This window comes from Kocuria rosea, assembly GCF_023715525.1.
Taxonomy (GTDB): domain Bacteria; phylum Actinomycetota; class Actinomycetes; order Actinomycetales; family Micrococcaceae; genus Kocuria; species Kocuria rosea_A.
This window is the reverse complement of the sequence record NZ_JAMBOG010000005.1, coordinates 168,427-181,760: the sequence shown is the minus strand read 5'-3', so window position 1 is coordinate 181,760 and position 13,334 is coordinate 168,427. Positions and strand designations below refer to the sequence as shown.

The 13,334-nt window shown below is 73.6% G+C and carries 12 protein-coding genes; all 12 read left to right on the top strand.

All coding sequences use genetic code 11. From position 1 onward, the window contains the following. The first annotated feature begins 30 nt into the window (after positions 1 to 30). The 12 genes from aroC (at position 31) to pyrF (ending at position 13,313) form a co-directional block, all read left to right on the top strand. On the top strand, positions 31 to 1,323 hold the full coding sequence (gene aroC / locus M3185_RS05460) for a chorismate synthase (RefSeq protein WP_251332659.1): 1,293 nt from the start codon (positions 31 to 33) through the stop codon (positions 1,321 to 1,323). Continuing rightward, complete coding sequence (locus tag M3185_RS05455; RefSeq protein WP_251332658.1) at positions 1,320 to 1,904, top strand: shikimate kinase; 585 nt, start codon at positions 1,320 to 1,322, stop codon at positions 1,902 to 1,904. Before aroC ends, M3185_RS05455 begins: the two co-directional genes overlap by 4 nt. Further along, complete coding sequence (gene aroB / locus M3185_RS05450; protein ID WP_251332657.1) at positions 1,901 to 3,016, top strand: 3-dehydroquinate synthase; 1,116 nt, start codon at positions 1,901 to 1,903, stop codon at positions 3,014 to 3,016. Before M3185_RS05455 ends, aroB begins: the two co-directional genes overlap by 4 nt. A 73-nt stretch (positions 3,017 to 3,089) precedes the next feature. Next, positions 3,090 to 3,653 (top strand): elongation factor P, encoded by a 564-nt coding sequence (efp, locus tag M3185_RS05445; protein ID WP_251332656.1) that lies wholly within the window; start codon positions 3,090 to 3,092, stop codon positions 3,651 to 3,653. After that, a complete protein-coding gene (gene nusB / locus M3185_RS05440) occupies positions 3,650 to 4,060 on the top strand; it encodes a transcription antitermination factor NusB (protein WP_251332655.1) in 411 nt (136 codons plus the stop codon). Before efp ends, nusB begins: the two co-directional genes overlap by 4 nt. 208 nt (positions 4,061 to 4,268) lie before the next feature. Next, positions 4,269 to 4,892: a bifunctional pyr operon transcriptional regulator/uracil phosphoribosyltransferase PyrR gene (gene pyrR, locus M3185_RS05435; protein WP_251332654.1), complete on the top strand. Its 624-nt coding sequence runs from the start codon at positions 4,269 to 4,271 to the stop codon at positions 4,890 to 4,892. Continuing rightward, a complete protein-coding gene (locus M3185_RS05430; protein ID WP_251332653.1) occupies positions 4,889 to 5,890 on the top strand; it encodes an aspartate carbamoyltransferase catalytic subunit in 1,002 nt (333 codons plus the stop codon). Before pyrR ends, M3185_RS05430 begins: the two co-directional genes overlap by 4 nt. A 5-nt stretch (positions 5,891 to 5,895) precedes the next feature. Next, positions 5,896 to 7,206, top strand: coding sequence for a dihydroorotase (locus M3185_RS05425; RefSeq protein WP_374238468.1), 1,311 nt, complete (start codon positions 5,896 to 5,898; stop codon positions 7,204 to 7,206). 52 nt (positions 7,207 to 7,258) lie between these two features. Next, a complete protein-coding gene (locus M3185_RS05420; RefSeq protein WP_251332652.1) occupies positions 7,259 to 7,765 on the top strand; it encodes a PH-like domain-containing protein in 507 nt (168 codons plus the stop codon). 50 nt (positions 7,766 to 7,815) lie between these two features. Then, on the top strand, positions 7,816 to 9,060 hold the full coding sequence (carA, locus tag M3185_RS05415; protein ID WP_251332651.1) for a glutamine-hydrolyzing carbamoyl-phosphate synthase small subunit: 1,245 nt from the start codon (positions 7,816 to 7,818) through the stop codon (positions 9,058 to 9,060). 1 nt (position 9,061) lies between these two features. Beyond that, positions 9,062 to 12,382 carry a carbamoyl-phosphate synthase large subunit gene (carB, locus tag M3185_RS05410; protein ID WP_251332650.1) on the top strand — a complete coding sequence of 1,107 codons (3,321 nt, stop codon included), beginning with the start codon at positions 9,062 to 9,064 and terminating at the stop codon, positions 12,380 to 12,382. After that, positions 12,375 to 13,313: an orotidine-5'-phosphate decarboxylase gene (gene pyrF / locus M3185_RS05405; RefSeq protein ID WP_308222174.1), complete on the top strand. Its 939-nt coding sequence runs from the start codon at positions 12,375 to 12,377 to the stop codon at positions 13,311 to 13,313. The genes carB and pyrF overlap by 8 nt, the downstream gene beginning before the upstream one ends. Positions 13,314 to 13,334 lie beyond the last annotated feature (21 nt).

The window sequence follows — 13,334 nt, the reverse complement described above, 5'->3', positions numbered from 1 at the left end:
CCGTCGAGACCCCGAACGGAAAGAGTTGTTATGTTGCGTTGGCTCACGGCCGGCGAGTCGCACGGCGAGGCGCTCGTCGGGATCATCGAGGGCGTTCCCGCGGGGGTGGGCCTGACGAGCCAGGACGTGCGGGACGCGCTGGCCCGCCGCCGGCTCGGGTACGGGCGCGGAGCCCGGATGAAGTTCGAGCAGGACGAGGTGCGCCTGCTCGGGGGCGTGCGCCACGGCGTGACCCAGGGCGGGCCCATCGCCGTCGAGATCGCCAACACCGAGTGGCCGAAGTGGCGCGACGTGATGTCCGCCGACCCCGTGGACCCGGACGTGCTCGAGGGCCGGGCCCGCAACGCCGCCCTGACCCGCCCCCGCCCCGGCCACGCCGACCTCACCGGCATGCAGAAGTACGGCTTCGGCGAGTCCCGGCCCGTCCTGGAGCGCGCCAGCGCCCGGGAGACCGCCACCCGCGTGGCCCTGGGCGTCGTGGCCGCGAAGCTCCTCGAGGCCCTCGGCGTGGGCCTCGTCTCCCACACCACCGCGGTCGGGGCCGTCAGCGCGCCCCTGGACGCCCCCCGCCCGCTGCCCGCGGACGTCGCCGCCCTCGACGCGGACCCGCTGCGCTGCTTCGACGCCGCCACCTCGGAGGCGATGGTCGCGGCCGTGGACGCCGCGCACAAGGACGGTGAGACCCTCGGCGGCGTCGTCGAGGTCCTGGCCTACGGCCTCCCGCCGGGGCTCGGCTCCTACGTGCACTGGGACCGGCGCCTGGACTCGCGGCTGGCCGCGGCCCTCATGGGCATCCAGGCCATCAAGGGCGTCGAGGTCGGCGACGGCTTCCTCACCGCCGCCCGCCCCGGCTCCGCCGCCCACGACGAGATCGTGCGCGACGCCGACGGCCTGGTCCACCGCGTCAGCAACCGCGCCGGGGGCATCGAGGGCGGCATGTCCATCGGCGACGCCCTGCGCGTGCGCGCCGCCATGAAGCCCATCGCCACCGTCCCCAAGGCCCTGCGCACCGTGGACGTCGCGACCGGCGAGCCCGCCCGCGCCCACCACCAGCGCTCCGACGTGTGCGCGGTGCCCGCCGCCGGCGTGGTGGCCGAGGCCATGGTCGCGCTCGTGCTCGCCGACGCGATGACGGAGAAGTTCGGCGGGGACTCGGTCGCCGAGACCCGGCGGAACAAGGACGCCTACCTCGCGGCGATCCCCGCGTCCCTGGCCTCCTCCGGGGAGCTCGGGGCCTTCCGGGCCGACGCCGCCGCGTCCGCCGGTGACCACATGGGCGACCCCCTGGTGGCCCCCGCCGGCCCCGAGGGGGCGCAGCCGTGAGCGCCCCGCTGCCCGGCGCGGCCCCGCAGCGACCCGTGGTGCTCATCGGGCCCATGGCCGCCGGGAAGTCCTTCCTCGCCCTGCACATGGCCAAGTTCTACGGCTACGACTTCGTGGACGCCGACCAGGTCATCGTCTCCCGCTACGGGGTGATCCCGACGATCTTCGCCGAGCACGGGGAGAAGTACTTCCGGGACCTCGAGGCCGACACCATCGCGGAGGTCCTGCGCGACCCCGACCACGCCAACGCGATCTTCTCCGTGGGCGGGGGCGCCCCCATGACCCCGTCCGTGCGGGAGCTGCTGCGCCACGAGCTCGTCGCCTACCTGCACGTGGACGCCGGGACGGTCCTGCCGCGGATCAGCGGCAACCGCACCCGGCCCATGCTCCAGCCCGACCCGGAGCGGCGCTGGCAGGAGCTCTACGACGCGCGCCGCGGCTGCTACGAGGAGCTCGCCGACATCACCCTCGACGGCACCCGGGACCGGCCCGTGGCCGAGATCGCCGCCGACCTCGAGGCCGAGATCACCCGGCTGCGCGCCCTGCGCGCCCCCGGCACCACCCAGGAGGTCCAGTCATGAGCGAGTCCGCCCGCGGCACCGTCACCACCATCCCCGTCACGGGCGAGCGCCCCGGGGAGAACTACGAGGTCCTCGTGGGCCACGGCCTGCTCGGGGAGGTCCCGCGCGTGCTCGGGGACCGCGTCCAGCGGGTGCTCGTGATCCACCCCCGCGCCCTGCGCAGCACGGGCGACGTGGTGATGGAGCAGCTGCGGTCCCAGGGCTACCAGGCCTTCACCGCCGAGATCCCCGACGCCGAGGAGGGCAAGCACGTCCAGGTGGCGGCCTTCTGCTGGCAGGTGCTGGGGCAGAACGACTTCACCCGCTCGGACGCCGTCGTCTCCGTCGGCGGGGGAGCGGTCTCCGACCTCGCGGGCTTCGTGGCCGCGACCTGGCTGCGCGGGGTGCGCGTGGTGCACATCCCCACCACGCTGCTGGGCATGGTCGACGCCGCCGTGGGCGGCAAGACCGGGATCAACACCGCCGAGGGCAAGAACCTCGTCGGCGCCTTCCACCCGCCCGCGGGCGTGCTGTGCGACCTGGACACCCTGCGGACCCTGCCCGAGAACGAGCTGCTCACGGGCATGGCCGAGGTCGTCAAGTGCGGGTTCATCGCCGACGAGCGGATCCTCGAGCTCATCGAGGCCAACCCGCGGGCCGTGCGCGACGCGCAGTCGGACGTGGTGCGCGAGCTCGTCGAGCGCGGCGTGCGCGTCAAGGCGGAGGTCGTCTCCGGGGACCTGCGCGAGGCCGGGCGCCGGGAGATCCTCAACTACGGGCACACCCTCGGCCACGCCATCGAGCACAACGAGCGCTACCAGTGGCGCCACGGCGCGGCGGTGTCCGTGGGCATGGTCTTCGCCGCGGAGCTCGCCCGCACCGCCGGCAACCTCGCGGACGACGTCGTCGAGCGCCACCGCGCCGTGCTCGGCTCCCTCGGGCTGCCCACCACGTACCGGTGGGACCAGTGGCCCCGCCTGCTCGAGGTGATGAAGCGGGACAAGAAGACCCGCGGGAACCTGCTGCGCTTCGTCGTCCTCGACGCCGTGGCCCGGCCGCGGATCCTCGAGGTCCCCGACCCCGCGATCCTCTTCGCCACCTACCAGGAGATCGCCGAGGGCGCGCCCAGCTAGACTGGTCCGCGGTCCGGCGAGACCCACCGACCGCACCCACCGCCGACTTCGCAGACCGACAGAGAGAGAACCTGTGGCAACCACCAACGACATCAAGAACGGCACCGTCCTCAAGCTCGAGGGCAACCTCTGGAACGTCATCGAGTTCCAGCACGTCAAGCCGGGCAAGGGCGGCGCGTTCGTGCGCACCAAGCTGCGCAACGTCACCTCCGGCAAGGTGGTCGACAAGACGTTCAACGCGGGCGCGAAGATCGAGACGGCCACCGTGGACCGCAGCGACTACCAGTACCTGTACCAGGACGGCGCCGACTACGTCTTCATGGACAACAAGACGTACGACCAGATCACCGTGCCCGGCGAGGTCGTCGGCGACGCCGCGAACTTCATGCTCGAGAACCTCAACGCGACGATCGCGATGCACGAGGGCGCCCCCCTCTACATCGAGCTGCCCGCGTCCGTGGTGCTGGAGATCACCTACACCGAGCCGGGCCTGCAGGGCGACCGCTCCACCGGCGGCACCAAGCCCGCCACCGTGGAGACCGGCTACCAGATCCAGGTGCCGCTGTTCCTCGAACAGGGCACCAAGGTCAAGGTCGACACCCGCACGGGTGACTACCTGGGCCGCGTCAACGAGTGAGCGCCCGGGGCAAGGCGCGCCGCCGCGCCGTCGAGATCCTCTTCGAGGCCGAGCAGCGCCACGAGGACGCCCGTGAGGCCATGGAGCGCCGCCGCCTGCACAGCGACGCGCTCGTCTCCCCGTACGCCGAGGAGCTCGTGCAGGGCGTGCTCGTGCGCCGCGGGGAGATCGACGAGTACCTGGAGACGTACTCCCAGGGCTGGACCCTGGAGCGCATGCCGGCCGTGGACCGCAACATCCTGCGCGTCGGCGCCTGGGAGCTGCTGTTCAACGACGAGGTCCCCGACGCCGTCGCCGTGGCCGAGGCCGTGAGCCTCGCCAAGGAGCTCTCCGGCGACGAGTCCCCGCGCTTCGTCAACGGCCTGCTGGGCCGGCTGCAGCAGATGAAGCCGACCCTGCTCGGCTGACCCGCGGCATCCCGGACACCCCGTGCTCCGCGCTCCCGCGCGGCGGCGCGGGGTGCTGCCGTCCCCGGGGCCGCGAGCGCCCCGCACGCCCCGCGGCGGAGGAGACGGGCGTCACCCCCGGCCGGGGCGGACCGGCCGGACGTGCTAGTTTGGGCGGAGCAAGCAACCTTTAAGTCCGTCCTGTGAGGCGGGGAAGGAGGCGGCACCCATGAACGACGGCACCTCCGTGGCCGGTCCCCCGACGGGGCCCGTGACCGCGCGCGTCATCCTCTCGGCAGCCGACATCGACCGCGCCCTGACGCGCATCGCCCACGAGATCCTCGAGTCCAACAAGGGCAGCTCGGACCTCGTCCTGCTCGGCATCCCGCGCCGCGGCTACCCGCTGGCCCAGCGGATCGCCGCCAAGATCGCCGCGACGGACCCCGGCTTCGACGCCGCCGCGAGCCTCGGCCAGCTCGACGTGACGATGTTCCGCGACGACCTGCGCAAGAACCCCGCCCGCACCCCCCAGCCCACCCGCATCCCGGTGCAGGGCATCGACGGGCGCACCGTCGTGCTCGTCGACGACGTCCTCTACTCCGGGCGCACCGTGCGCGCCGCCCTCGACGCCCTCGTCGACGTCGGCCGGCCCCGCGTCGTGCGCCTCGCCGTGCTCGTCGACCGCGGCCACCGCGAGCTGCCCATCCGCGCCGACCACGTCGGCAAGAACCTGCCCACCTCCTCCCAGGAGAAGGTGCGGGTCCGTCTCGCCGAGACCGACCCCGAGCCGCGCTCCGCCGAGCACGCCGACTGCGTCGTCATCGAGGCCCCCGCGCCGGGGGCGGGCGCATGAGGCACCTGCTCTCCACGAAGGACCTGTCCTACGACGCCGCCCTGACGATCCTCGACACCGCGGACCAGATGGCCGCCGTGGGCCAGCGCGCGGTCAAGAAGCTGCCCGCGCTGCGCGGGCGCACCGTGGTGAACCTCTTCTTCGAGGACTCCACCCGCACCCGCATCTCCTTCGAGACCGCCGCCAAGCGGCTGTCCGCGGACGTCCTGAACTTCTCCGCGAAGGGCTCCTCCGTCTCCAAGGGCGAGTCGCTCAAGGACACCGCGCAGACCCTCGCCGCCATGAGCGCCGACGCCGTGGTGATCCGCCACTCCGCGTCCGGCTCCCCGCAGCAGCTGGCCGAGTCGGACTGGATCGACGCCGCCGTCGTCAACGCCGGCGACGGCACCCACGAGCACCCCACCCAGGCCCTGCTCGACGCGATGACGCTGCGCCAGCACCGCGCCCGCACCGAGGGTCGTGAGAGCACCCGCGGCCTGGACCTCGAGGGCATGCACGTGGTGGTCGTCGGCGACGTCCTGCACTCGCGGGTGGCCCGCTCCGACCTGTGGCTGTTCACGACCCTCGGCGCCCGCGTCACCTTCGTCGCCCCGCCCACGCTGCTGCCCGTCGGGATGGGGGAGTGGCCGTGCCGGGTGCTGTTCTCCCTCGACGAGGCGCTGGACCCGGCCCCCGACGCCGTGATGATGCTGCGCGTGCAGCGGGAGCGGATGCACGCCGCGTTCTTCCCGACCGCCCAGGAGTACGCCCGCGAGTGGGGCTTCACCCCCGAGCGCCTCGGCGCGCTCGACGCCGCCGGCGCCTCCACCGCGATCATGCACCCGGGCCCCATGAACCGGGGGCTCGAGATCTCCTCGGCCGCCGCCGACTCCCCGCGCTCCACCGTGCTGGACCAGGTGCGCAACGGCGTCTCCGTGCGGATGTCCGTGCTCTACCTGCTCCTGGCCGGCGACGACCTCGACACCCCCACCGACCCCGCACGACTCCAGGAGCGCTGACTGCAGTGACCTCGTACCTCATCAAGGGCGCCCAGCTGCTGGGCGAGCAGACCGCCGACCTCCTCGTCGACGAGGGCGTCATCCAGCGCGTGGGCCCCGACCTGGCCGGCGCGGCCGGCGACGCCCGCGTCGTCGACGCCGCGGGGCTGGTCGCCCTGCCCGGGCTCGTTGACATCCACACCCACCTGCGCGAGCCCGGCCGGGAGGACGCCGAGACCGTGCAGACCGGCACCCGCGCCGCCGCCCTCGGCGGCTACACCGCCGTGTTCGCGATGGCAAACTCCGACCCCGTGGCGGACACCGCCGGCGTCGTCGAGCAGGTGCACGAGCTCGGCCGCGCCGCCGGCTGGGTCGACGTGCGCCCCGTGGGCGCCGTCACCGTGGGCCTGAAGGGCGAGCGGCTCTCCGAGATCATGGCGATGGCCCAGTCCCGCGCCGCCGTGCGGGTGTTCTCCGACGACGGCATGTGCGTGCACGACCCGGTGCTGATGCGCCGGGCGCTGGAGTACGTCAAGGGCTTCGACGGCGTCGTCGCCCAGCACGCCCAGGAGCCGCGGCTCACCGAGGGCGCCCAGATGAACGAGGGGACCGTCTCCGCCGAGCTCGGGCTCACCGGGTGGCCCGCCGTGGCCGAGGAGGCGATCATCGCCCGCGACGTCCTGCTCGCCGAGCACGTGGGCTCCCGGGTGCACATCTGCCACCTGTCCACCCGGGGCTCCGTGGACATCGTGCGCTGGGCCAAGCAGCGCGGCATCGACGTCACTGCCGAGGTCACCCCGCACCACCTGCTGCTCACCGACGAGAAGGTCCGCACCTACGACCCCGTCTACAAGGTCAACCCGCCGCTGCGCACCGACGAGGACGTGCACGCGCTGCGCGAGGCCGTGGCCGACGGCACGATCGACGTCATCGGCACCGACCACGCCCCGCACCCGGCCGAGGACAAGGAGTGCGAGTGGTCCGGCGCGGCCAACGGCATGACCGGGCTCGAGACCGCCCTGTCCGTCGTCCAGCTCACCCTCGTGGACACCGGGCTGCTGACGTGGCGCGACGTCGCCCGGATCACCTCCGAGACCCCCGCCCGGATCGGTCGCCTGGCCACCCAGGGCCGGCCGCTGCAGGAGGGGGAGCCCGCCCACATCACGCTGTGGGACCCGGCCGCCCGCACCGTCGTGGACCCCGCCCGCCACGCCTCCAAGGGCCGCAACAGCCCCTACCGGGGCATGGAGCTGCCCGGGGCCGTGCGCGCCACGTTCTTCCGCGGCCACCCCACGGTTCTCGACGGCGCGCTGCACACCCCCGCGCCCACCGCCTGAGCACCCTGCCCCGTCCGCTCCGCCCCTTCCAGCCCCCGGAGGCCCCCGTCCCATGGGACCCGAACTCACCACCCTGGCCGCCACGCTGCTCGTGGTCGCGGCCCTGTTCGCCCTGATCCGGCGGGGGTGGGCCGCCCGCGTCCGGCGCCAGTCGGGGCTGGCGCCCCTGCCCGGGGTGCCGGCCGGGATCGAGGAGCGCACCCCGCGCCTGGCCGTGGCGGGCATGTACGTCTCCACCACGGAGTCCGGTGCCCCGCTGGAGCGGATCGCCGCCCACGGCCTCGGGGTGCGCGCCCGCGCCACCGTCTTCGTCTTCGACGACGGGGTGCTCTACGACCGGGACGGCACCCCGCCCCTGTTCGTGCCCGCCGCCGCGATCACGGCCGTGGGCACCGCGTCCGGCATGGCCGGGAAGTTCGTCGAGAAGGACGGGCTCGCGGTGCTCACCTGGTCGCTGGGCGGCACCCTGGTCGACACCGGCTTCCGCACCCGCCGCGCCGAGGACAAGGCGCGCCTGGTCGCGGCCGTCCAGGCCGTCGCCCCCGCCCGGCGGGCCTGACCGCCCGCCCCCGACTTCCCTGACCCGCAGCTACGAACGTGAGGACGACCTTGAGCTCGATCACCACTGACCCCGCCGTGTTCGTGCTGGAGGACGGCCGCGTCTTCCGCGGCCGCGCCTACGGCGCGCTCGGCACCGCCCTCGGCGAGGCCGTGTTCTCCACCGGCATGACCGGCTACCAGGAGACCATCACCGACCCGTCCTACGCCGGGCAGCTCGTCGTGCAGACCGCCCCGCACATCGGCAACACCGGCGTCAACGCCGCGGACGCCGAGTCGTGGCGGATCTGGGTGGCCGGCTACGTCGTGCGCGACGCCGCCCGCCGCCCGTCCAACTGGCGCTCCGAGGGCGCCCTCGACGAGCAGCTCGCCGCGCAGGGCGTCGTCGGCATCCAGGACGTCGACACCCGCGCCATCACCCGGCACCTGCGCGACCGCGGCGCGATGCGCGGCGGCATCTTCTCCGGCCCGGACGCGCTGCGCCCCGAGGCCGAGCTCGTCGCCGAGGTCGCCGCCGCCGAGCGGATGGAGGGCCGCGCCCTCGCCGAGAGCGTGTCCGCCCCCGAGGCCTACGTCGTGGAGCCCGCCGAGCACGGCTGGGGCGGCGAGGTCCGCCACGAGCTCGTGGCCGTGGACCTCGGGATCAAGTCCATGACCCCCCACCGCTTCGCCGAGCGCGGCGTGCGCGTGCACGTGCTGCCCGCGCACACGACCGCCGAGCAGATCCGGGCGCGGCGGCCCTCGGGCGTGTTCTTCTCCAACGGCCCCGGCGACCCCGCCACGGCCGAGCGCCAGATCGAGACCCTGCGCGGCGTGCTGCGCGCCGGGGTGCCGTTCTTCGGCATCTGCTTCGGCAACCAGCTGCTGGGCCGGGCCCTGGGCTTCGGCACCTACAAGCTCGTCTTCGGCCACCGCGGGATCAACCAGCCCGTGATGGACCGCCAGACCGGTCGCGTGGAGATCACCGCCCACAACCACGGCTTCGCCGTCGACGCCCCGCTCGAGGGCCCGGTGACGGCCCCGCTGGCGGAGTTCGGCCGCGTCGAGGTCAGCCACGTGTGCCTCAACGACGACGTCGTGGAGGGCCTCAACTGCCTCGACCTGCCGGCGTTCTCGGTGCAGTACCACCCGGAGGCCGCCGCGGGCCCGCACGACGCCTCGTACCTCTTCGACCGGTTCATCGCACTCATGGACACCTACCGGGACGGCTCCGCCGACCCGACCATCGACAACGCCGTTCCCCGCGGCGCGCAGGGCGCGCAGAGCGCGGAGGACGCACAGGAAGGGCAGCACTGACATGCCGCGCAGGACAGATCTCAACAGCGTTCTCGTCATCGGGTCCGGCCCGATCGTCATCGGGCAGGCCGCCGAGTTCGACTACTCGGGCACGCAGGCCCTGCGGGTGCTCAAGGAGGAGGGGATCCGCGTGATCCTCGTCAACTCCAACCCGGCGACCATCATGACCGACCCGGAGTTCGCGGACGCCACCTACGTGGAGCCCATCACCCCCGAGGTGGTCGAGAAGATCATCGCCAAGGAGCGCCCCGACGCGGTGCTGCCCACCCTGGGCGGGCAGACGGCCCTGAACACCGCGATCGCCCTGGACGCCAACGGCGTGCTCGACAGGTACGGGGTGGAGCTGATCGGCGCGAACGTCGAGGCCATCAATCTCGGCGAGGACCGCGAGCAGTTCAAGGGCGTCGTCGCCCGCTGCGGCGCCGAGTCCGCCCGCTCCGTGATCGTGCACTCCATGGACGAGGCCCTCGCCGCCGCCGAGGAGCTCGGCTACCCCATGGTGGTGCGCCCGTCCTTCACGATGGGCGGGCTCGGATCGGGCATGGCCTACGACGAGGCCGACCTGCACCGCATCGCCGGGGCCGGCATCCAGTACAGCCCGACCTCCGAGGTGCTCCTCGAGGAGTCGATCCTCGGCTGGAAGGAGTACGAGCTGGAGATGATGCGCGACAAGAACGACAACGTCGTGGTCGTGTGCTCCATCGAGAACTTCGACCCCGTGGGCGTGCACACCGGCGACTCCATCACCGTGGCCCCGGCCATGACGCTCACCGACCGCGAGTACCAGAAGCTGCGCGACATCGCGATCGCCGTGATCCGCGAGGTCGGCGTGGACACCGGCGGGTGCAACATCCAGTTCGCCATCGAGCCGGACACCGGCCGCGTCGTCGTCATCGAGATGAACCCGCGCGTCTCCCGCTCCTCGGCCCTCGCGTCCAAGGCCACGGGCTTCCCGATCGCCAAGATCGCGACCAAGCTCTCCCTGGGCTACACGCTCGACGAGATCCCCAACGACATCACCCGCAAGACCCCCGCGTCCTTCGAGCCCACCCTCGACTACGTCGTGGTCAAGGTCCCGCGCTTCGCGTTCGAGAAGTTCCCGGCCGCGGATCCCACGCTGACGACGACCATGAAGTCCGTCGGCGAGGCCATGGCGATCGGGCGCAACTTCACCGAGGCGCTGCAGAAGGCCCTGCGCTCCCTCGAGCAGAAGGGCTCCTCCTTCTCCTACGCGGCTCCCGAGCTCGACGCCGCCGGCCTGGACGCGCTCGTCGACGCCGCCCGCACGCCCACCACGGAGCGGATCCACCAGGTCCAGCAGGCCCTGCTGGCCGGGGCGGGCGTGGACCGGCTCTACGAGGCCACGGGCATCGACCCCTGGTTCCTCGACCAGCTCGTGCTGCTCAACGAGGTCGCCGAGGTCGTGCGCCAGGACACCGACCTCACCCCCAAGACCCTGCGCCTGGCCAAGCGCCACGGGTTCTCCGACGAGCAGATCGGCGCCCTGGTCCACATCGACCCGGCCGTGGTCCGCGGGGTGCGCCACGCCCTGGGCATCCGTCCCGTCTACAAGACCGTGGACACCTGCGCCGCGGAGTTCGAGGCGTTCACCCCGTACCACTACTCCTCCTACGACGAGGAGTCCGAGATCCGCGGGCACGACCAGCCGTCCGTGATGATCCTCGGCTCCGGGCCCAACCGGATCGGGCAGGGCATCGAGTTCGACTACTCCTGCGTGCACGCGTCCATGGTGCTGCGCGAGGCCGGGTACGAGACCGTCATGGTCAACTGCAACCCGGAGACCGTCTCCACGGACTACGACATCTCGACCCGGCTGTACTTCGAGCCGCTGACCTTCGAGGACGTCATGGAGGTCGTCGACGCCGAGCGCCGCACCGGCGGGCTGCTGGGGGTCTTCGTGCAGCTGGGCGGGCAGACGCCGCTCAAGCTCGCCGCGCAGCTCAAGGCCGCGGGCGTGCCCATCCTCGGCACCACCCCCGAGGCCATCGACCTCGCGGAGGACCGCGGGGAGTTCGCCCGCGTGCTCGCCGAGGCGGGGCTGCGCCAGCCCCGCAACGGCACCGCCTCGACCTTCGCGGACGCCAAGCGGATCGCCGACGAGATCGGCTACCCCGTGCTCGTGCGCCCCTCCTACGTGCTCGGCGGGCGCGGCATGGAGATCGTCTACGACGAGCCCGCCCTGGCGCGCTACCTCGAGAACGCCACCGAGGTCTCCCCGTCGCGGCCGGCGCTGATCGACAAGTTCCTCGAGGACGCCGTCGAGATCGACGTGGACGCCCTCTACGACGGCACGGACCTGTACGTGGGCGGCGTGATGGAGCACATCGAGGAGGCCGGCATCCACTCCGGTGACTCCGCGTGCACCCTGCCCTCCATCACGCTGGGCCCCGACGTCGTCGAGCGCGTGCGCGAGGCGACCCTGGCCATCGCCCGCGGGGTGGGGGTGCGCGGGCTCATCAACATCCAGTTCGCCGTGGCCTCCGACCTGCTCTACGTCATCGAGGCGAACCCGCGGGCCTCCCGCACCGTCCCGTTCGTCTCCAAGGCCACGGGGGTGCAGCTCGCCAAGGCGGCCGCGCTCATCGGGGTCGGCACGACGATCGCGCGGCTGCGGGAGCAGGGCCACCTGCCCGAGCGCACCGACGGATCCACCCTGCCCGCCTCGGCCCCCGTGGCCGTCAAGGAGGCCGTGCTGCCCTTCGCCCGGTTCCGCACCGCCGAGGGCGCCGTGGTGGACTCCCTGCTCGGCCCGGAGATGCGCTCCACCGGTGAGGTCATGGGCCTGGACAAGTACTTCGACACCGCCTTCGCCAAGGCCCAGGCCGCCGCGAACGTCTCCCTCCCCACCGGCGGGCGGATCTTCGTCTCGGTCGCCAACCGGGACAAGCGCGCGTCGATCGTCTACGTGCGGATGTTCCGCGACCTCGGCTTCGAGATCCTCGCCACGCGCGGCACCGCCGAGGTACTGCGGCGCAACGGCATCGAGGCCACCGTGGTGCGCAAGATCCGGGAGGCCGCCGCGGGGGAGCGCACCATCGCGGACCTGATCACCGCCGGGGAGGTCGACCTGGTCTTCAACACCCCCGCCGGCGGGGAGGCCCGCGGCGACGGCTACGAGATCCGGGCCGCGGCCACCAGCGTGGGCGTGCCGGTGATGACCACGGTCTCCGTGCTCGGGGCCGCGCTGCAGGCCGTGACCGCGCTGCGCTCCTACACGTGGGACGTCACGAGCCTGCAGGAGCACGAGGAGCGGCTGCGCGCGATCCTGCGCCCCCAGGAGCCGGAGGTCGTCGGTGCCTGACCCGTCGGTGCCTGACCCGTCGGTGCCGGCCACGCCGAGCGCCGGACCCGACCGCGCCCCCTTCGGCGCGCGGCTGGGCCGGGCCATGGACGAGCACGGGCCCCTGTGCGTGGGCATCGACCCGCATCCGGGCCTGCTGGACGCCTGGGGCCTGCCCCGCACGGCCGAGGGGCTGCGCCGCTTCGGCCTCACGGCCCTCGAGGCCGCCGCGGGCCACGCGGCGGCGGTCAAACCCCAGGTGGCGCTGTACGAGGCCTACGGGGCCGCGGGCCTCGCGGCCCTCGAGGAGCTGCTGGGGGCGGCCCGCTCCGCCGGGCTGCTCAGCGTGGCCGACGCCAAGCGCGGGGACATCGGCTCGACCATGGACGCCTACGCCGCGGCGTGGCTGGGGGAGGGCTCCCCGCTGGCGGCCGACGCCGTGACGCTCAGCCCCTACCTCGGCTTCGAGTCGCTGCGCCCGGCCCTGGACCTCGCCGCCCGCACGGGCCGCGGCACGTTCGTGCTCGCGCTGACGTCCAACCCCGAGGGCCGCTCCGTCCAGCACGTCGGCGGGGACGCCTCCGTGGCCCGCTCCGTGTGCGAGGCCGCCGCCGCTGAGAACGCGCGGCTGCTCGGGGACGCCGGTGCGCCCGGGACCACGACCGCCGGGCGCGGTGCGCTCGGCTCGTGCGGGCTCGTCGTGGGTGCGACCGTCGGCGACGCCCTGGGCGCGCTCGGCATCGACCTCACCGCCGTGCGCGGGCCCCTGCTTGCGCCCGGCTACGGGGCCCAGGGCGCCCGCGCCGCGGACCTGCCCGCGGTCTTCGGGCGCGCCGGCGCGCAGGTGCTGGCCACCTCCAGCCGGGCGATCCTGCGCGAGGGCCCCTCCGTCGCGGGGCTGCGCGAGGCGGTGCGGCGCTCGGCCGGGGAGCTCGCGGAGGCCCTGGGCTGAGCCGCGGGGCGTCCCCCGCGG